Raw genomic sequence first — 18,719 nt, forward strand, 5'->3', positions numbered from 1 at the left:
CTCAGTCCCCGCCGGGCAGCGGCCCGGGGGCCGTGGCCGCGGCCCAGGCCATGGCCACGAGGGTCGCGCGGCGAGCCGCGCGGTCGGCCGCGGTGCGCCGCACCGAGCGGGGGGTGGAGTTGAGCAGGCCCAGCACGGCCTGGGCGCGGAACACGGCGGTGGCCTGGTCCTCGTGGGGGTGGACGACCTGCAGCTGGCGCGCCCACACGTCGATGTAGGCGCGCTGGGTGCGCGTGATGGCCGTGCGCGCGCCGTCGGGCAGGGCGGACATGTCGCGGTCCTGCACACGGATCACGTCGCGCTGGGCGAGGGCGAAGTCCGCCTGGAAGCCGATGAGGGCCCGCAGGGTCTCCGCCCCCGGCGCGTGCTGCGCCTCGGCGGCCAGCCCGCCGTCCAGCAGGTCCTGTGAGGCCGTGTCGAGGATCGCCGTGAGCACGGCGGCCTTGCCGGCGAAGTGGCGGTAGATGGCGGGGCCGCTGATCCCGACGGCGGCGCCGATGTCCTCGAGGCGGACCGCGTCGAAGCCCCGGGCCGCGAACAGTCGCGCCGCGGCCGCGAGCAGGTCCACCCGGCGTCGGGCCTTGGCGGCCTCCCGGGCGGTCGGCGGGGTCGCCGGGGCGGCGGGGGACGCGGGATCGACGGCGGGCATGGGTTCCACTGTAGGACGAGACGAGGCGCGCCGGGCGCCCGGTCGACGTCCGTGACGATCGTCACTACACTGAGGCTCGGTTCAGTTAGTCGTCATTCACTGAAGGGGGTCTCATGACCGCCAGCACCCCGGCCCCGGCCGCGCAGTCCGCGCCCACCGTGGCCGAGCGCAACGCGGCCGGCCACGCTCGGCTCGAGCAGGAGCTCGCCGACCTCGTCGCCCGCACGTCGCTCGGCGGGCCCGAGCGCTCGCGCGAGCGCCACACCGGCCGCGGCAAGCTGCTGGTGCGGGACCGCATCGACGCGCTGCTCGACGAGGGCTCGCCCTTCCTCGAGGTCGGCGCGCTGGCCGCGCACGGCCTGTACGGCGGGGACAGCCCCGCCGCCGGCGTCGTGGCGGGCATCGGCCTGGTCCACGGCCGCCTCGTGATGGTGGTGGGCAACGACGCCACCGTGAAGGGCGGCACCTACTACCCCATGACGGTGAAGAAGCACCTGCGGGCCCAGGAGATCGCCCTGGAGAACCGCCTGCCGTGCATCTACCTCGTGGACTCCGGCGGCGCGTTCCTGCCCCGCCAGGACGAGGTCTTCCCGGACCGCGAGCACTTCGGCCGCATCTTCCGGAACCAGGCGCTGCTCTCCTCGCAGCGCATCCCGCAGCTGGCCGCGGTGTGCGGCTCCTCCACGGCGGGCGGCGCGTACGTGCCGGCCATGTCGGACGAGACCGTGATCGTGCGCGAGCAGGGCACCATCTTCCTCGGCGGCCCCCCGCTCGTGAAGGCCGCGATCGGGGAGGACGTCTCGCCCGAGGACCTCGGCGGCGGCCGGCTGCACGCCGAGCGCTCCGGCGTCGCGGACCACCTGGCGGACGACGACCTGCACGCCATGCAGATCCTCCGGGACATCGTGGCCACCCTGCCCCCGGCCGAGGCGCCGGCCTGGGAGGTCGCCCCCGCCGCGGAGCCCGCCAAGGACCCGGCCGAACTGACCAGCGTCGTGCCCGTGGACGTGAACACCCCCTACGACGTGCGCGAGGTGATCGACCGCCTCGTGGACGGCGGCTCCGTCCACGAGTTCAAGCCCCTCCACGGCACCACCCTGGTCACCGCGTTCGCGCGGATCGACGGCCACCCCGTGGGCGTCCTCGCCAACAACGGCATCCTGTTCGGAGACTCCGCCCGCAAGGGCGCGCACTTCATCGAACTGTGCGACCAGCGCGGCATCCCGCTGCTGTTCCTGCAGAACATCTCCGGCTTCATGGTGGGTCGGGACGCGGAGGCCGGCGGCATCGCGCGCGACGGCGCCAAGATGGTCACCGCCGTCGCGACCGCCCGCGTGCCCAAGCTGACCGTGGTGATCGGCGGCTCGTTCGGCGCCGGCAACTACGCGATGTGCGGCCGCGCCTACTCACCCCGCTTCCTGTGGATGTGGCCGAACGCGCGCATCTCCGTGATGGGCGGCCCGCAGGCCTCCTCCGTGCTCACGCAGATCAAGCAGGACCAGCGGGCCGCCGCGGGGGAGGAGCCGATGTCCCCCGAGGAGGTCGAGGCCTTCCAGGCGCCGGTCCGCCGGCAGTACGAGGACCAGGGCAGCCCCCTGTACTCCACCGCCCGCCTCTGGGACGACGGAGTGATCACCCCCGGCCAGACCCGCCGGGTGCTCTCCCTGGCCCTCGACGTCATCTCCCGTTCCCCGCTGCCGGACTCCCGGTTCGGCCTGTTCCGCATGTGAGGCACCCGTGACCGAGAACCACGCCCAGGGGACGCCCCTGTTCGACACCGTGCTGGTGGCCAACCGCGGCGAGATCGCCGTGCGCGTCATCCGCACCCTGCGCCGCCTCGGCATCCGCTCGGTGGCCGTGCACTCCGACGCCGACGCCGACGCGCGGCACGTCCGGGAGGCGGACACGGCGGTCCGCCTCGGCCCGGCTCCGGCCCGCGAGTCCTACCTGGACATCGACGCCGTCGTCGACGCCGCGCGCCGCACCGGCGCCCAGGCCGTGCACCCCGGCTACGGCTTCCTGTCCGAGAACGCCGACTTCGCCCGCGCGCTGGAGGCGGCCGGCATCGTGTTCGTGGGCCCTCCCGTGGGCTCGCTCGACGCGATGGCGGACAAGATCCGGGCGAAGGAGACCGTGGCCGCGTACGACGTGCCGGTGGTCCCCGGCATCCAGGACCCCACGCTCACCGACGAGCAGATCACGACCGAGGCCGAGCACGTCGGCTTCCCGCTGCTGATCAAGCCCTCCGCGGGAGGCGGCGGCAAGGGCATGGTGGCCGTGCGCGCCGCCGAGGAGCTGCCCGGCGCCCTCGCCTCGGCCCGGCGCACGGCGCGCTCGGCGTTCGGCGACGACACCCTGCTGCTCGAGCGGCTCATCACCGCGCCCCGGCACATCGAGGTGCAGGTGTTCGCGGACGCCCACGGCGCCACCGTGCACCTGGGTGAGCGCGAGTGCTCCCTGCAGCGCCGCCACCAGAAGGTGATCGAGGAGGCCCCCGCGCCCCTGCTGACCGGGCTGGCGCACGGGGCCGAGCTCCGCGAGCGCCTGGGCCGGGCCGCCGTGGACGCGGCCGTGTCCGTGGGCTACCGCGGCGCCGGCACCGTCGAGTTCCTCGTCTCGGACGAGAACCCGGACGAGTTCTACTTCATGGAGATGAACACCCGCCTGCAGGTGGAGCACCCGGTCTCCGAGGAGGTCGTCCGGGTGCGCGGACAACGCCTGGACTTCGTGGAGCTGCAGCTGCGCATCGCGGCGGGGGAGCCGCTCGGCTTCGCCCAGGCGGACGTGAGCCTCGACGGCGCCGCCGTCGAGGCCCGCGTCTACGCGGAGGACCCCGCGAACGGCTTCCTGCCCTCCACCGGGCCGGTGCTGCGCTGGCGCGAGCCCGCCGGCGAGGGCGTCCGCGTCGACACGCTCCTGCTGCCCTCCCGGCCGTCCGAGGAGCGCGCGTTCGGCTCCGGGCCGCAGGCGCGGCCCGCCACCGCCGTCGGCGCCGTGGACCCCGTGGACGTCGACGGCGCACAGCCCGAGATCACCGGCTTCTACGACCCGATGATCGCCAAGCTCATCACCCGTGGCGCCGACCGCGCCGAGGCCCTCGAGCGGCTCGACGCCGCGCTCGCGGACACCGTGCTGTTCGGCGTCCGCTCCAACCTGGGCTGGCTGCGCGAGCTCGCCGCCCGCACGGATGTGCGGACCGGCCGGCTCACCACCGAGCTGATCGACGGCCTCGAGGCGTGGACCGCCCCCGCGCTGCCCGAGGACCTCGCCGCCCTCGCGGCCGAGGCCCTGGCCGACGTGTCCGAGGACGCGGCCGCCGCCGAGCAGCGCGCGGCCGGCACCGCGTGGGCCCGGGCGGACGGCTGGCGCGGCGCGGGCGCCCCGCAGCCCGGGATGCGCGTGCGGGTCGGGGACGAGGACCGCATCCTCACCGCCCCCGCCGCCGACGCCGAGGTGGACGAGGACGCCGGAGCCCTGGCGGGCGTCAACCTCCTGGCCGGTGACCCGCGGGACCCGCGCTCGGCGTGGCTGCACCGCGACGGCGCCGCGTGGCAGGTCCGCCGCCTCACCCGGGCCGAGGTGGTCGAGGCCGCCCGCGCGGCCGCGGCCGCGCGCCGTGCCCCGGCCGGCGCAGCGTCCCCCGAGGCCCGCACGCCCATGCCGGGCACCGTCGTCGCCGTGTCCGTGGCCACCGGGGACACCGTGGCCGCGGGCCAGGAGCTGGCGGTGGTCGAGGCCATGAAGATGGAGCACCCCGTCACGGCCGCCGTCGCCGGCGTCGTGACCGTCCACGTCGCCGAGGGCGACCCCGTGGCCGCGCAGGCGTTGATCGCCGTCGTCGAGCCCGCCGAGCACGCAGCACCCGAAGAGAACGCCTGAGAACAGGAGAGGACCATGAGCACCAAGCACCGCACCCTGCCCGCCCTCGAGGAGGACTACCAGGTCCTCTCCGACACCGTCCGCGAGTTCGCCGACGAGGTCGTGGCCCCGGTCTCCGCCGAGCTGGACGCCAAGCACGAGTTCCCGTATGAGATCGTGGCCCAGATGGGCGAGATGGGCCTGTTCGGCCTGCCGTTCCCCGAGGAGTACGGCGGCATGGGCGGCGACTACTTCGCCCTGGCCCTGGCCCTCGAGCAGCTCGGCCGCGTCAACCAGTCCGTGGCCATCACCCTCGAGGCCGGCGTCTCCCTGGGCGCCATGCCGCTGCTGAAGTTCGGCACCGAGGAGCAGAAGCAGCGCTGGCTGCCGGACCTCGTGGCCGGCACGCACCTGGCCGGCTTCGGCCTCACCGAGCCGGGCGCGGGCTCCGACGCCGGCGGCACCCAGACCACCGCCGCGCTCGAGGACGGCCAGTGGCGCATCAACGGCGCCAAGGAGTTCATCACCAACTCCGGCACGGACATCACCTCGCTCGTCACCGTCACCGCCGTGACCGGCACCGTGGAGGGCAGGACCGGCCACGACGGCCGCCCCGCCAAGGAGATCTCCACGATCCTCGTGCCCGCCGGCACCGAGGGCTTCTCCGTGGCCAAGGCCTACGACAAGGTCGGCTGGAACTCCTCGGACACCCACGCCCTGCACTTCACGGACGCGCGCGTGCCGGAGGAGAACCTGCTGGGCGCCCGCGGCCGCGGCTTCGCCCACTTCCTCGAGATCCTCGACGAGGGCCGCATCGCCATCGCGGCCCTGGCCACCGGAGCGGCCCAGGGCTGCGTGGACGAGTCGGTCGCCTACGCCACGCAGCGGACCTCGTTCGGCCAGAAGATCGGGCAGTTCCAGGCCGTGTCCTTCAAGATCGCCCGCATGCAGGCCCGCGCGCACGCCGCCCGCCTGGCCTACTACGAGGCCGCCCAGAAGATGCTGGCCGGCAAGCCGTTCAAGACCGAGGCCGCCATGGCCAAGCTGATCGCCGGCGAGGCCGCCATGGACAACGCCCGGGACGCCACCCAGGTGTTCGGCGGCTACGGCTTCATGAACGAGACCCTCGTGGCCCGTCACTACCGCGACTCCAAGATCCTCGAGATCGGCGAGGGCACCACCGAGGTGCAGCTCATGCTGATCGCCCGCGAGCTGGGCCTCTGACGTGACGGAGCGCGTCGAGATCGAGCAGCGGGGCCGCTACGCGGACGAGCTGGCGGTCGGCCAGGTCTACCTGCACCGGCCCGGCCGCACGCTCACCGAGGCGGACAACGTCCTGTTCACCACCCTCACCATGAACCCGCAGGCCCTGCACCTGGACCACGCGTACGCGGCGGCCCAGCCGTTCGGCCGGCCGCTGGTCAACTCGATGCTGACGCTGTCCACCCTGGTGGGCCTCGCCGTCGGTCAGACCACGCAGGGCACGCTCGTGGCCCAGCTCGGCCTGGGGGAGATCGCGTTCCCGAAGCCGGTCTTCCACGGGGACACGCTCTACGGGCGCTCCGAGGTCACCGCGATCCGCGAGTCCTCCTCGCGACCGGGGCAGCGGGTCGTCACGTTCGCGATGACGGGGGAGAACCAGCACGGCGACGTCGTCGTCCGCGCCCAGCGCACGTGCCTGATGTGGACCGCGCGGGCACACGCGGAGGCCAAGGCGAAGGCCGCCGACGCCGCAGGCACGGGGGAGCGGGCATGAGCGCGCTGACCCTCGGGCCGGCCGTCATGTTCACTCCGGCGGACCGCCCCGAGCGGTACGCCACGGCGCTCGAGCGCGCGGACGCGGTGATCCTCGACCTCGAGGACGCCGTCATCCCGGAGGCCCGGCCCGCCGCGCGGGACGCCGTCGCGGCGGCCTGGGCGGGGCGGGCGACGGGCGGGGTCGACGGCGGCCCGCTGGACGAGGACCGCGTGGTGGTGCGCGTGAACCCCGCGGGCACCGCGGACCACGACGCCGACCTGGCCATGCTCGCCGGGACGGGCTGGCGCACGCTCATGCTCGCCAAGGCCGAGTCCGCCGCGCAGGTGGACGGGGTCGTCGCCGCCCTCGGACCGCAGACCCGCGTCGTCGCCCTGTGCGAGACCGCGGCCGGGATCCTCGCCGCCGCCGAACTGGCCGCCCACCCGCACGTGGGTGCGCTGATGTGGGGCGCCGAGGACCTCGTGGCGTCGATGGGCGGCAGCTCCTCCCGCACCCCCGAGGGCGCCTACCGCTCCGTGGTCCAGCACGCCCGCGCGACGGTGCTGCTGGCGGCGGCCGCCCACGGCGCGGCCGCATGGGACGCCGTCCACCTGGACCTCGGCGACGAGGCCGGGCTGGCCGCCGAGGCCGAGGACGCCGTCGCCCTGGGCTGCATCGCGACCGTGTGCCTGCACCCGCGCCAGGTGCCCGTCGTGCGCTCCGCCTACACGCCCGCCCCGGAGGCCGTCGAGCGCGCCCGGCGCGTCCTCGCCGCGGCCGAGGGCCGACACGGGGCCTTCGAGCTGGACGGGACGATGGTCGACGAGGTGGTCCTCGCCCAGGCCCGCGCGGTCCTGCGCCGCGCGGACGCGGCCCGGCCCGCGGGCGCCTGACCGGCTCCCGGGCGGCTCCGTGCCGTCGGGGCGCGGCCGTGTCCGCACGGCTGCGCACCGGGGCTGTCACAGGGGCGCACGGCCCAGGGGTGCGCTTGACGACGCACCCCTGGGCCCGACAGAGTGTGGTTGTCATCACAGTGATCTGTCTCACACTGATTCGTCCTACGCACCCCGGAGGGCCCATGTCATCCAGCGAGCCCACGGCGCCGGTCCCCACGGCCGCGCAGTTCCGCGCCGCGCAGCAGTCCGAGGAGTTCACCGAACTCCGGCGCACCCACCGATCCTTCGCCTTCCCCATGACCGTGGCGTTCTTCGTCTGGTACCTGGTGTTCGTGATCGTCGGCGCGTTCTTCCCCGAGTTCATGGCGATCCGCCTCGGCGGCAACATCACCCTCGGCCTGATCCTCGGCCTGCTCCAGTTCGTCACCACGTTCCTGATCACCTTCGCCTACGTCCGTTTCTCCAACCGGACCCTGGACCCCCGCGCCACCGCGCTGCGTGAGCGCCTCGAGCGCGAGGCCGCCGGCGCCCACGAGAACCCGGAGGCCACGCGATGAGCGCGCTCACCCCCCTGCTCCAGGCCGCCCCGCAGACGGTCGGCAACCCCGCCGTGAACATCGGCATCTTCGTCGCCTTCGTGGTGGTCACCCTCGTGATCGTGATCCGCGCGTCCAAGACGAACGCGTCCTCGGCCGACTACTACGCCGGCGGCCGCGGCTTCTCCGGCACCCAGAACGGCACGGCCATCGCGGGTGACTACCTCTCCGCGGCCTCGTTCCTGGGCATCGTGGGCGCGATCGCCCTCTACGGCTACGACGGCTTCCTCTACTCGATCGGCTTCCTCGTGGCGTGGCTCGTGGCCCTGCTGCTGGTGGCCGAGCTGCTGCGCAACACCGGCAAGTTCACCATGGCGGACGTGCTGTCCTTCCGCCTGCAGCAGCGTCCCGTGCGCATCGCCGCCGCCTTCGGCACCATGGCCGTCTGCCTCTTCTACCTCCTGGCCCAGATGGCCGGCGCCGGCGGCCTGGTGTCCCTGCTGCTGAACATCAACGACCGGGCCGGCCAGGCCCTCGTGATCGTGATCGTGGGCGTGCTGATGATCGTCTACGTGCTGATCGGCGGCATGAAGGGCACCACCTACGTGCAGATCATCAAGGCGATCCTGCTGATCGCCGGCGCGGGGATCATGACCGTGTGGTCACTGGCCCTGTTCGGCTTCGACTTCAACGCCATGCTGGGGGCCGCCGTCGAGATGCACCCGAAGGGCGAGGCGATCCTCGAGCCGGGCCTGCAGTACGGCGCCAGCGCGCTGACCCGCCTCGACTTCGTGTCCCTGGGCATCGCGCTCGTGCTCGGCACCGCCGGCCTGCCGCACGTGCTCATGCGGTTCTACACGGTGCCCACCGCCAAGGAGGCGCGCAAGTCCGTGGTGTGGGCCATCGTCCTCATCGGCGCGTTCTACCTGTTCACCCTCGTGCTGGGCTACGGCGCCGGCGCGCTGATCGGCCCCGAGCGCATCCTGGCCGCGCCCGGCGGGCAGAACTCCGCGGCCCCGCTCCTGGCGTTCGAGCTCGGCGGCTCCATCCTGCTGGGCCTGATCTCGGCGGTCGCGTTCGCCACCATCCTCGCGGTGGTCGCGGGCCTGGCCATCACGGCGGCGGCGTCCTTCGCCCACGACGTGTACGGCTCCGTGATCGCCAAGCACCCGCTCACCCCGCAGGAGGAGGTGCGGATCGGCAAGATCACCGTGGTGGTGATCGGCGTTCTGGCGATCGTCGGCGGCATCGCCGCCCAGGGCCAGAACGTGGCGTTCCTCGTGGCGCTCGCCTTCGCGGTGGCGGCCTCGGCGAACCTGCCGACCATCCTCTACTCCCTGTTCTGGCGGCGCTTCACCACCCGCGGCGCGGTGTGGTCGATGTACGGCGGACTGCTCTCCGCGATCATCCTGATCGTCCTGTCCCCGGTGATGTCCGGGACGCCGACCTCGATGATCCCGGGCGCGGACTTCGCGGTGTTCCCGCTGAAGAACCCGGGCATCGTCTCCATCCCGCTGGCCTTCTTCCTCGGCTGGCTCGGCTCGGTGACCTCGTCGCGCGCCGAGGACCCCGACAAGCAGGCCGAGATGGAGGTCCGCTCCCTCACCGGCATCGGCGCCGAGAAGCCGGTGCAGCACTGATCCGCGGCTGACCCGGTCCCACGGGGGCCGGCGGGGCGGGACGTCGGGGTGCGGCGTCCGTCCGGCCGGCCCCCCGTCCGTGTCCAGGCCCGACTGACATCATGGCGGGGTGACGCACGGATCCCTCACCGACTACACGCTGCCCGCCCCCGCCCCGGCGGACGACGACGGCGCCCCGCGCGCCGTCGCCCTGATCGGCTCCACGGGCTCGATCGGCACCCAGGGCCTCGACGTGATCGCCCAGGACCCCACCCGGCTCCGGGCCGTCGCGCTCGCGGGCGGGGCGAACACGACCCTGCTGGCCGAGCAGGCCGTGCGCTTCGAGGTCGAGGCGGTGGGCTCCGCCGCGGCGGGGGAGGAGGAGCTGCGCGCCGCCCTCGCCGACGCCGCCGCCCGCCTCGGGCGCCCGTCCCCCCGACCCGTGCTGTTCACCGGCCCGTGCGCCGCCGAGCAGATCGCCGCGTGGCCCGGCGCCGACACCGTGCTCAACGGGATCACGGGCTCGATCGGCCTGCGGCCCACCCTCGCCGCCCTGCACGCCGGCCACCGCCTGGCCCTGGCCAACAAGGAGTCGCTCATCGTCGGCGGGGCCCTCGTGAAGGCGGCCGCGGCGCCGGGCCAGCTCGTGCCGGTGGACTCCGAGCACTCCGCGCTCGCGCAGGCGCTGCGCGGGGGCACGGCGGACGAGGTCCGCCGCCTCGTGCTCACGGCCTCGGGCGGGCCGTTCCGCGGCCTGGACCGCGCCGCCCTGCACGCCGTCACGCCCGCCCAGGCCCTCGCCCACCCCACGTGGGACATGGGCCGCGTCGTCACCACCAACTCCGCCTCCCTCGTGAACAAGGCCCTCGAGGTGATCGAGGCCCACCTGCTGTTCGACGTGCCCCTGGACCGGATCGACGTCGTGGTCCACCCGCAGTCCGTGGTCCACTCGATGGTCGAGTTCGTCGACGGGTCCACGCTCGCCCAGGCCTCCCCGCCGGACATGCGCCTGCCCATCGCCCTGGGGCTGTGCTGGCCGCGCCGTCTCCCGGGCGCGGCCCCGGCCTGCGACTGGACGCGGGCGGCCACCTGGACGTTCGAGCCCCTCGACGAGGAGGCCTTCCCCGCGGTACGGGCCGCGAAGGAGGCGGCGGCCGCCTCGCCCACCCACATGGCCGTGTTCAACGCCGCCAACGAGGAGTCCGTGGACGCCTTCCACGCCGGCGCCCTGCCCTTCGACGGGATCGTGGACACGGTCCGCGCCGTCGTCGCCGACTATGCCCCCGAGCACGTGCTCGCCGCGGCCGGCCACGACCCCGCGCCGACGGGGCTCACCGTGGATGCCGTGCTCGCCGCCGAGGCCTGGGCGCGCCGTGCGGCGCGGGCCCGCTGGTGACCGTCGTGGAGATCCTCTGGTACGTCGCGGGCGTCCTCGCGGTCGCGCTGGGCCTGGCGGTCTCGATCGCCCTGCACGAGATCGGCCACCTCGTCCCGGCCAAGCTCTTCGGCGTGCGCGTCACGCAGTACATGATCGGCTTCGGCCCGACGCTCGTCTCGTGGCGCCGCGGCGAGACGGAGTACGGGTTCAAGGCCGTGCCGCTGGGCGGCTACGTCGCGATGATCGGGATGCTGCCCCCGCCGCGGCCCGGGCAGACGCCCCGCGCGGCGTCCACGGGCTTCGTCCAGCAGCTGGGCCGCATGGCCGACGACGCGCGGGCCCAGGCCGCCGAGGAGGTCCGCCCCGGCGACGAGCGCCGCCGCTTCCTCGCCCTGCCGGTGTGGAAGCGGGTGGTGATCATGCTCGGCGGGCCGTTCATGAACCTGCTCATCGCGCTGGGCGCCACCGCCCTGCTGGTCACCACGGTGGGCACCTCGCAGCCCAGCACCACCGTCGCCGAGGTCTACCGGTGCGTGGTCACGATGCAGGAGCAGCAGGCCCGCGCCGCCTCCGGCGGGACAGAGGACTGCCGCCCGGGCGATCCCGCCGCGCCCGCCCACGAGGCGGGACTGCGCCCCGGCGACACCGTGCTCGCCTTCGACGGGCGGCCGGTCTCCGACTGGGACGCCCTCTCCGCCGCGATCCGGGACCGCGCCGGACAGCCCACCCGGATCGAGTGGGAGCGCGACGGCGAGCGGATGAGCGCCACCCTGACCCCGCGCCTGACGGAACGGCCCGTGACGGACGCGCTGGGCCGGCCCGAGCGGGCCCCGGACGGGACCGTGGCGACCCACGAGGTCGGGTTCATCGGCATGGGCGCGCAGCTCGAGACGGTCCGCGGCACCCCGCTCGACGCCGGCCCGCTCGTGGCCCAGCAGGTGCGGGGCGTCGTCGACGTCGTCCTCGTGCTGCCGCAGCGGCTGTGGGACACCGCCGTCGCCGTGGTGACCCCGGCCGAGCGCGACCCGGACGGCCCGATGTCCGTGGTGGGAGTCGGCCGGATCGCCGGGGAGGCGGCGGCGCTCGAGGAGGCCACGCTGACGGACAAGGCCGCCCTGCTGCTGTCCCTGCTGGCGGGCGTGAACGTGGCGCTCATGGTGTTCAACCTCATCCCGCTGCTCCCGCTCGACGGCGGCCACGTGGCCGGCGCCCTGTGGGAGGCGGTGCGCCGCGGTTGGGCCCGGATCACGGGCCGCCCGGACCCGGGGCCGTTCGACCTGGCCCGCATGCTGCCGCTGACCTACGCGGTGGGCGCGGCGATGCTGCTCATGGGCGTCATCCTGATCGTGGCGGACATCGTGGAGCCGGTCCGGCTGTTCTGAGCCCGGCCCGTTCGCCGTGGGCGGTCGCCCCGCGCCCCGGGGCGCCCGCGCGCCTAGGATGGACCGGAGAACCCGGCGGCCCCGCGCCGTCGACCCCGAGAACCCATGAGGAGCGCCCCCGTGCCCGTCAGCCTTGGAATGCCGTCCGCCCCGCCGCCCGTGCTGGCCCCGCGCCGCACCACCCGGCAGATCCAGGTGGGCTCGGTGGGCGTCGGCTCGCAGCACCCCGTCTCGGTGCAGTCGATGACCACCACCAAGACGCACGACATCGGCGCGACCCTGCAGCAGATCGCCGAGCTCACGGCCGCCGGCTGCGACATCGTCCGCGTGGCCTGCCCCACGGACAAGGACGCCGAGGCCCTCAAGGTCATCGCCCAGCAGTCCACCATCCCCGTGATCGCGGACATCCACTTCCAGCCGAAGTACGTGTTCGCGGCGATCGAGGCCGGCTGCGGCGCCGTGCGCGTGAACCCGGGCAACATCAAGAAGTTCGACGACAAGGTCAAGGAGATCGCGCAGGCCGCCTCGGACCACGGCACCTCCCTCCGCATCGGCGTCAACGCCGGCTCCCTGGACCCGCGCCTGCTGCAGAAGTACGGCAAGGCCACCCCGGAGGCCCTCGTCGAGTCCGCCGTCTGGGAGGCCTCCCTCTTCGAGGAGCACGGCTTCAAGGACTTCAAGATCTCCGTCAAGCACAACGACCCGGTGATCATGGCCCGCGCCTACGAGCTGCTCGCCGAGCAGGGTGACTGGCCGCTGCACCTCGGGGTCACCGAGGCCGGCCCGGCCTTCCAGGGCACCATCAAGTCCGCTACCGCCTTCGGCTACCTGCTCGGCCAGGGCATCGGTGACACCATCCGCGTCTCCCTCTCCGCGCCGCCGGTCGAGGAGGTCAAGGTGGGCCTGCAGATCCTGCAGTCCCTGAACCTGCGTGAGCGCAAGCTCGAGATCGTCTCCTGCCCCTCGTGCGGCCGCGCCCAGGTGGACGTGTACACGCTGGCCGAGCAGGTCACCGAGGGCCTCCAGGACCTCGAGGTCCCGCTGCGGGTGGCCGTCATGGGCTGCGTCGTCAACGGGCCGGGCGAGGCCCGCGAGGCCGACCTCGGCGTCGCCTCCGGCAACGGCAAGGGCCAGATCTTCGTCAAGGGCGAGGTCATCCGCACCGTGCCCGAGGACCAGATCGTGGAGACCCTCATCGAGGAGGCCAACCGGATCGCCGGTGAGATGGACCTGGGGGAGGACGGCGGTGACCAGGCTGCCGCCGGTGCCCCGGTGGTCTCCGTCCACTGACCGGGAGGTCCGGGCCGCCACGGGTGACCGCGTCCGCCTGCTGACCGACGCGGACACCGCCGCGCTCGCGGCCCTGTCCGCCCGTGCCCCCGTGTCCAACGTGTTCGTGGACTCCCTGCTCGAGGCGGGCCGCCTGGCCGGCCCGCGCGGGGGAGCGGCGGGCACCCTGTTCCTCGGGATCGACGACGACGCCCCGGGCGCCGGGGGGCTGCGTGCGGCCGTCTGGATCGGCTCGAACGTGGTGCCGGTCGCCGCGTCCGAGGCCCCGGACGCCGGCTGGACGCCGGGCGACGCGGAGGCGCTCGGCGCGGCGGCCGCCGCGCTGCGCCGCCGGTACGGGTCGATCTACGGCCCGGCCGGTCCCGTGCTGGCCGCCGGCGAGGCCCTCGCCGCCGCGGGCCACCGGTCCCGGTCCGTGCGCCCCGACCAGCCGCTGCTCGTGCTGGGCACGGCCGGGGGGATCGACCCGAACCCGCACGTGGTGCAGGCGCAGCCACACGACTTCGCGCGCGTCCTGCCGGCCAGCGCGGCGATGTTCGAGGAGGAGCTCGGCTTCTCCCCGTTCGCCGGGGGCGCGGCCCAGTACCGGGACCGGGTCGAGCGGCTGATCCACACCGGACGCGTCTTCATCGACCCGGGACCGCGCGACGCGGGCGGCCCGCTGCGCTTCAAGGCGGACATCGGGCTGCTCTCCTCCCGGTGCGCCCAGATCCAGGGCGTGTGGATGGCCCCCGCCGCGCGGGGCCGAGGACTGGCGGCGTCGGCGATGGCCGCCGTCGTGGACTACGTGCGACTCCAGGCGCCCGTGGTCAGCCTCTATGTCAACGCGTACAACACCCCCGCGCTGCGCACGTACGAGCGCGTGGGGTTCGAGCGGCGCGGCACGTTCGCGACCGTCCTGTACTGACCCGGCGGGCCCTGCGCGGGCGATAGGATCGGCGGTCAGGACGCCGGGCACCCCGTGCCGGCGTCGTCCCGTCCCGCGCGCCGCCCCCGACCGCGCGAGCCCGTCCGAGGAGGCCCCGTCATGCCCCTGCGCATGTCCACCCTGTTCCTGCGCACCCTGCGCGACGACCCGGCGGAGGCCGAGGTGGCGAGCCACAGGCTCCTCGTCCGTGCCGGCTACATCCGTCGCGCGGCCCCGGGCATCTACTCGTGGCTGCCGCTGGGCCTGAAGGTGCTGGCCAAGGTGGAGCGGATCGTGCGCGAGGAGATGGACGCGATCGGCGCCCAGGAGGTGCACTTCCCGGCGCTGCTGCCGCGGGAGCCCTACGAGGCCACGGGGCGCTGGGAGGAGTACGGCGACGGGCTGTTCCGCCTGCAGGACCGCAGGGGCAACGACTACCTCCTGGCCCCCACGCACGAGGAGATGTTCACGCTCCTGGTGAAGGACCTGTACTCCTCGTACAAGGACCTGCCCGCGTACCTGTACCAGATCCAGACCAAGTACCGGGACGAGGCCCGCCCGCGGGCCGGCCTGCTGCGCGGGCGCGAGTTCATCATGAAGGACTCCTACTCCTTCACGGTGGACGACGCCGGCCTGGACGCCGCGTACGAGGCCCACCGGGCCGCCTACCTGCGGATCTTCGACCGCCTCGGCCTCGAGGTGGTGCCGGTGCGGGCCACCTCCGGCGCGATGGGCGGCTCCCGCTCCGAGGAGTTCCTGCACCCCACCGAGGTGGGCGAGGACACCTTCGTCGAGTCCGACGGCGGCTACCGGGCCAACGTCGAGGCCGTCACCACGGTGGCCCCCGCCCCGCTGGACGAGGCGGCCATGGCGGCCCTGCCCGCCGCCGAGGTCAAGGACACCCCGGTCTCCACCACCATCGCCGCGCTCGTGGACGTCGCCAACCGGCTGGCCCCGCGCGAGGGCGAGCCGTGGACCGCCGCGGACACGCTCAAGTGCGTCGTGGTCACCGCGGTGGTGGACGGCGGCGAGCGCCGCCCGTTCGTCGTGGGCGTGCCCGGCGACCGTGAGGTGGACCTCAAGCGTCTCGAGGCGTCCGTGGGCCCGGCGCTCGGCGTGGTCGGCGAGCCCACGCTCGAGGCCGCGACCGCCGCGGACCTGGCCGCGCACCCCGCCCTGGTCAAGGGCTACATCGGCCCCGCGGCCGCCGACGCGGTCGAGGGCACCCCGGTGCTCGGCGCGGAGGGCTCCGTCTCGGGACTGCCCTTCTTCGTGGACCCGCGCATCGCCCCCGGCACCGCGTGGATCACCGGCGCGAACGCGGACCAGCGCCACGTGTTCGGCCTCGTGGCCGGCCGCGACTTCACGTGGGACGGCGTGCTCGAGGCCACCGCGGTGCGTGAGGGCGACGAGGCCCCGGACGGCTCCGGCCCGCTGCACACCCGCCGCGGCATGGAGATGGGCCACATCTTCCAGCTCGGCCGCAAGTACGCCGAGGCCCTCGACCTGAAGGTCCTCGACGTCCACGGCAAGCAGGTCGTGGTGACCATGGGCTCCTACGGTATCGGCATCACGCGCGCCGTCGCCGCGATCGCCGAGCGCTACCACGACGACAAGGGCCTGGCGTGGCCGCGCGCGGTGGCCCCGGCGGACGCGCACGTCGTCGTCGCCACGAAGGGCGAGGACGGCCTCGCCGCCGCCGAGACCCTCGCCGCGGGCCTCGAGGCCGAGGGCCTGACCGTGCTCGTGGACGACCGTCCGAAGGTCAGCCCCGGCGTGAAGTTCAAGGACGCCGAGCTCATCGGCGTGCCCACCACCGTGGTGATCGGCCGCGGCCTGGCCGACGGCGAGCTCGAGCTCAAGGACCGTGCCACCGGTGAGGCGCGCCCCGTGCCCGTGGACGGGGCCGTCGCGGCGGTGCTCGCGGAGGTGCGCGACGGGCGCTGAGTGGTTCGGCGCCGTCGAGCTGACCGCCGGGCTGCTCGTCCTCGTGCTCGCCGCGGGCTTCGCGGCGGGCTGGATCGACGCCGTCGTGGGCGGGGGCGGGCTCCTGCAGCTGCCGGCCCTGCTGCTCGTGCCCGGGCTGAGCCCGATCCAGGCCCTGGCCACCAACAAGCTCGGCTCGGTGTTCGGCACGGCGACGTCGGCGCTCACCTACCGGCGGCGCCTGCGGCAGGATCTGTCCACCGCACTGCCGATGGCCGCCGTCGCCTTCGCGGCGGCCCTGGGCGGGGCCGTGGTCGCCGCGCATCTGCCGGCCGGCGTGATCCGGCCCGTGATCCTGGCGGCGTTGATCGCCGTCGCCGTGTTCACGGCCGTGCGCCCAGGCCTCGGACAGGTCGCCGGCGTGGGGCCGCGGCGGAGCACCGCGCTGGCCCGGGCCGTGGCGCTCGGCGCGGCGGTGGGCTTCTACGACGGCGTCCTCGGCCCCGGCACGGGCACGTTCCTCATCCTGGGGCTGGTCCTGCTGCTCAAGTTCGACTTCCTGCACGCCTCGGCACAGGCGAAGGTGGTCAACCTCGCGACCAACCTCGGCGCGCTCGCGTACTTCGTGCCCTCGGGGCACGCGGTGCTGGGCCTGGGGCTGCTGCTCGGCGCGGCCAACCTCATGGGCGGCTACGTGGGGGCCCGCATGGCGATCGCCCGCGGCACCGGCTTCATCCGCGTGGTGTACCTCATGGTGGTGACCGCGCTCATCGTCAAGGTCGGCGCGGACACCCTCGCCCCGCTGCTGCGCTGAGCTCGCCCCGTCCAACCCGGTCGGGAGCACTCGGCCCCGCCGTGGGCCGCCGGTAGGCTCGGCCCCGGATCCCGACCCCGGCCCCCGCCCGCGTGGCGCGGCGGCCCCGACCCGACGAGTGAGGCACCCCATGGACAGCACCGACCGCCGCGACGACCTCGCCGAGCTGCGCACCCGCGTCGAGGAGGCCCTGGCGGCCGACGACGTGGTGGTGGAGCAGGTGCGCGCCACGGGCACCGCCGAGCACCGCACCGTCGAGGTGGTCCTCGACCGCGCCTCGGGCACCCAGGGCCTGAGCCTGGACGACGTCGCCCGCCTCTCCGGCCGGGTCTCCGCCGCCCTCGACGCCCTGGGCGACCACGTGCCCGGCGTCGGCGCGGGGGAGTACCTGCTGGAGGTCACCACCGCGGGCGTGGACCGCCCGCTCACCGAGCCCCGCCACTTCGCCCGCAACGTCGGCCGTCTCGTCGAGGTCTCGGTCGACGGCGCCGCGCCCGTGACCGCCCGCCTGAAGGACGTGACGGACGACGACGTCGAGCTGGCCGTGGTGCGCCCGCCCGCGAAGAAGGGCATGAAGGCCAAGGAGCTGCCCGCCGAGCGGGTCGCCCTCGACCGCCTCGGTCCGGCGATCGTGCAGGTAGAGTGGAGCCCCGCTCAGCAGGCCGGCGACGCCGACGCCGCCGCGGGCGAGGACACGGCCGAGCACACGGAGGCATGAGTTGGACATCGACATGAGCGCGCTGCGCATGCTGGAGGCGGAGCGGGAGATCCCGATGGACCGCCTCATCCCCACCATCGAGCAGGCCCTGCTCATGGCGTACCACCGCACCCCGGGGGCCCTGAAGCGCGCCCGCGTGGAGATCGACCGCGCGACCGGCCACGTCACCGTGTGGGCCACGGAGCTGGACGAGGACGACACGCCCATCGGCGAGTTCGACGACACCCCGAACGGCTTCGGCCGGGTGGCCGCCTCCACGGCGCGCCAGGTGATGATCCAGCGCATGCGCGAGGAGGACGACGACAAGGTCCTCGGCGAGTTCAAGGACAAGGAGGGCGAGCTCGTCTCCGGCGTCATCCAGCAGGGCCTGAACCGCCACATGGTCCAGGTGAACCTCGGCACCCTCGAGGCCGTCCTCCCGCCGCCCGAGCAGGTGCCCGGCGAGGACTACGCCCACGGCCGCCGGATCCGCGCCTACGTGGTCTCCGCGACGCGCGGCGCCAAGGGCCCGTCCGTCACGGTGTCCCGCTCGCACCCCGGCCTCGTGCGCAAGCTCTTCGAGCTCGAGGTCCCGGAGATCGCGGACGGCTCGGTCGAGATCACGGCGCTGGCCCGCGAGGCCGGCCACCGCACCAAGATGGCCGTGCGCGCCACCCGCCCCGGGGTGAACGCCAAGGGCGCCTCCATCGGGGAGATGGGCAGCCGCGTGCGCGCCGTCATGACGGAGCTCAACGACGAGAAGATCGACATCGTCGACCACGTGGACGACCCCGCCGCGATGATCGCCAACGCCCTCTCGCCCGCCACGACCGTCTCGGTGGAGATCCTCGACGCGGACCAGCACTCGGCCCGCGCCGTGGTGCCGGAGTACCAGCTGTCCCTGGCCATCGGCAAGGAGGGCCAGAACGCCCGCCTCGCGGCCAAGCTCACGGGCTGGCGGATCGACATCGTCGGCGACGGGGTCACCACCTCCGCCCCGGGCCGCTGACCGTCCCCGGGAACAGATCC

16 protein-coding genes are annotated in these 18,719 nt (G+C 74.3%); 15 read left to right on the forward strand and 1 reads right to left on the reverse strand.

Features of this window, described 5'->3' with window-relative positions:
- Nucleotide 1: 1 nt before the first annotated feature.
- Entirely contained in the window at nucleotides 2-649 is a 648-nt protein-coding gene (locus O3T09_RS00245) for a TetR/AcrR family transcriptional regulator (RefSeq protein ID WP_144825494.1), read from the reverse strand.
- Between the two features lie 113 nt (nucleotides 650-762).
- Between O3T09_RS00245 and O3T09_RS00250 the strand changes: the two genes are divergently transcribed.
- The 15 genes from O3T09_RS00250 (at nucleotide 763) to nusA (ending at nucleotide 18,699) form a co-directional block, all read left to right on the forward strand.
- Complete coding sequence (locus O3T09_RS00250) at nucleotides 763-2,379, forward strand: carboxyl transferase domain-containing protein (RefSeq protein ID WP_098093290.1); 1,617 nt, start codon at nucleotides 763-765, stop codon at nucleotides 2,377-2,379.
- Nucleotides 2,380-2,386: 7 nt separating this feature from the next.
- Nucleotides 2,387-4,528 carry an acetyl/propionyl/methylcrotonyl-CoA carboxylase subunit alpha gene (locus tag O3T09_RS00255; RefSeq protein ID WP_269295254.1) on the forward strand — a complete coding sequence of 714 codons (2,142 nt, stop codon included), beginning with the start codon at nucleotides 2,387-2,389 and terminating at the stop codon, nucleotides 4,526-4,528.
- A gap of 15 nt (nucleotides 4,529-4,543) precedes the next feature.
- Nucleotides 4,544-5,731, forward strand: coding sequence for an acyl-CoA dehydrogenase family protein (locus O3T09_RS00260; protein ID WP_036314059.1), 1,188 nt, complete (start codon nucleotides 4,544-4,546; stop codon nucleotides 5,729-5,731).
- A gap of 1 nt (nucleotide 5,732) precedes the next feature.
- Complete coding sequence (locus O3T09_RS00265; protein WP_036314061.1) at nucleotides 5,733-6,263, forward strand: MaoC family dehydratase; 531 nt, start codon at nucleotides 5,733-5,735, stop codon at nucleotides 6,261-6,263.
- Nucleotides 6,260-7,138, forward strand: a complete 879-nt coding sequence (locus O3T09_RS00270; protein ID WP_036314062.1) for an HpcH/HpaI aldolase/citrate lyase family protein — start codon at nucleotides 6,260-6,262, stop codon at nucleotides 7,136-7,138. Before O3T09_RS00265 ends, O3T09_RS00270 begins: the two co-directional genes overlap by 4 nt.
- Nucleotides 7,139-7,323: 185 nt before the next feature.
- The gene (locus tag O3T09_RS00275) at nucleotides 7,324-7,698 is read left to right on the forward strand and encodes a DUF485 domain-containing protein (RefSeq protein WP_036314063.1); all 375 of its coding nucleotides are present in this window, start codon (nucleotides 7,324-7,326) and stop codon (nucleotides 7,696-7,698) included.
- Nucleotides 7,695-9,317 carry a solute symporter family protein gene (locus O3T09_RS00280; RefSeq protein WP_049147680.1) on the forward strand — a complete coding sequence of 541 codons (1,623 nt, stop codon included), beginning with the start codon at nucleotides 7,695-7,697 and terminating at the stop codon, nucleotides 9,315-9,317. Before O3T09_RS00275 ends, O3T09_RS00280 begins: the two co-directional genes overlap by 4 nt.
- A gap of 139 nt (nucleotides 9,318-9,456) precedes the next feature.
- Complete coding sequence (dxr, locus tag O3T09_RS00285) at nucleotides 9,457-10,692, forward strand: 1-deoxy-D-xylulose-5-phosphate reductoisomerase (RefSeq protein ID WP_044658617.1); 1,236 nt, start codon at nucleotides 9,457-9,459, stop codon at nucleotides 10,690-10,692.
- Entirely contained in the window at nucleotides 10,689-12,056 is a 1,368-nt protein-coding gene (locus O3T09_RS00290; protein ID WP_269295255.1) for a M50 family metallopeptidase, read from the forward strand. Before dxr ends, O3T09_RS00290 begins: the two co-directional genes overlap by 4 nt.
- A 105-nt stretch (nucleotides 12,057-12,161) precedes the next feature.
- Nucleotides 12,162-13,346 (forward strand): flavodoxin-dependent (E)-4-hydroxy-3-methylbut-2-enyl-diphosphate synthase, encoded by a 1,185-nt coding sequence (gene ispG, locus O3T09_RS00295; protein WP_061866731.1) that lies wholly within the window; start codon nucleotides 12,162-12,164, stop codon nucleotides 13,344-13,346.
- Entirely contained in the window at nucleotides 13,321-14,253 is a 933-nt protein-coding gene (locus O3T09_RS00300; protein ID WP_136940234.1) for a GNAT family N-acetyltransferase, read from the forward strand. The genes ispG and O3T09_RS00300 overlap by 26 nt, the downstream gene beginning before the upstream one ends.
- A gap of 120 nt (nucleotides 14,254-14,373) precedes the next feature.
- The gene (locus tag O3T09_RS00305) at nucleotides 14,374-16,200 is read left to right on the forward strand and encodes a proline--tRNA ligase (protein WP_070708682.1); all 1,827 of its coding nucleotides are present in this window, start codon (nucleotides 14,374-14,376) and stop codon (nucleotides 16,198-16,200) included.
- Between the two features lie 43 nt (nucleotides 16,201-16,243).
- Nucleotides 16,244-16,993, forward strand: coding sequence for a sulfite exporter TauE/SafE family protein (locus tag O3T09_RS00310; RefSeq protein WP_169577818.1), 750 nt, complete (start codon nucleotides 16,244-16,246; stop codon nucleotides 16,991-16,993).
- A 130-nt stretch (nucleotides 16,994-17,123) separates the two neighbouring features.
- On the forward strand, nucleotides 17,124-17,711 hold the full coding sequence (gene rimP, locus O3T09_RS00315) for a ribosome maturation factor RimP (RefSeq protein WP_036314068.1): 588 nt from the start codon (nucleotides 17,124-17,126) through the stop codon (nucleotides 17,709-17,711).
- A 1-nt stretch (nucleotide 17,712) separates the two neighbouring features.
- The gene (gene nusA, locus O3T09_RS00320) at nucleotides 17,713-18,699 is read left to right on the forward strand and encodes a transcription termination factor NusA (RefSeq protein ID WP_036314069.1); all 987 of its coding nucleotides are present in this window, start codon (nucleotides 17,713-17,715) and stop codon (nucleotides 18,697-18,699) included.
- Nucleotides 18,700-18,719 lie beyond the last annotated feature (20 nt).

The organism is Micrococcus sp. H39-S4 (assembly GCF_027158145.1).
Classification (GTDB): domain Bacteria; phylum Actinomycetota; class Actinomycetes; order Actinomycetales; family Micrococcaceae; genus Micrococcus; species Micrococcus luteus.

What these genes read in the sequence shown, in the direction of transcription:
- O3T09_RS00260 (WP_036314059.1), top strand. Translation starts at nt 4,544, where the DNA reads ATGAGCACCAAGCACCGCACCCTGCCCGCCCTCGAGGAGGACTACCAG.
- rimP (WP_036314068.1), top strand. Translation starts at nt 17,124, where the DNA reads ATGGACAGCACCGACCGCCGCGACGACCTCGCCGAGCTGCGCACCCGC.
- ispG (WP_061866731.1), top strand. Translation starts at nt 12,162, where the DNA reads ATGAGGAGCGCCCCCGTGCCCGTCAGCCTTGGAATGCCGTCCGCCCCG.
- O3T09_RS00305 (WP_070708682.1), top strand. Translation starts at nt 14,374, where the DNA reads ATGCCCCTGCGCATGTCCACCCTGTTCCTGCGCACCCTGCGCGACGAC.
- O3T09_RS00270 (WP_036314062.1), top strand. Translation starts at nt 6,260, where the DNA reads ATGAGCGCGCTGACCCTCGGGCCGGCCGTCATGTTCACTCCGGCGGAC.
- O3T09_RS00250 (WP_098093290.1), top strand. Translation starts at nt 763, where the DNA reads ATGACCGCCAGCACCCCGGCCCCGGCCGCGCAGTCCGCGCCCACCGTG.
- O3T09_RS00245 (WP_144825494.1), bottom strand. Translation starts at nt 649, where the DNA reads ATGCCCGCCGTCGATCCCGCGTCCCCCGCCGCCCCGGCGACCCCGCCG.
- O3T09_RS00275 (WP_036314063.1), top strand. Translation starts at nt 7,324, where the DNA reads ATGTCATCCAGCGAGCCCACGGCGCCGGTCCCCACGGCCGCGCAGTTC.
- O3T09_RS00280 (WP_049147680.1), top strand. Translation starts at nt 7,695, where the DNA reads ATGAGCGCGCTCACCCCCCTGCTCCAGGCCGCCCCGCAGACGGTCGGC.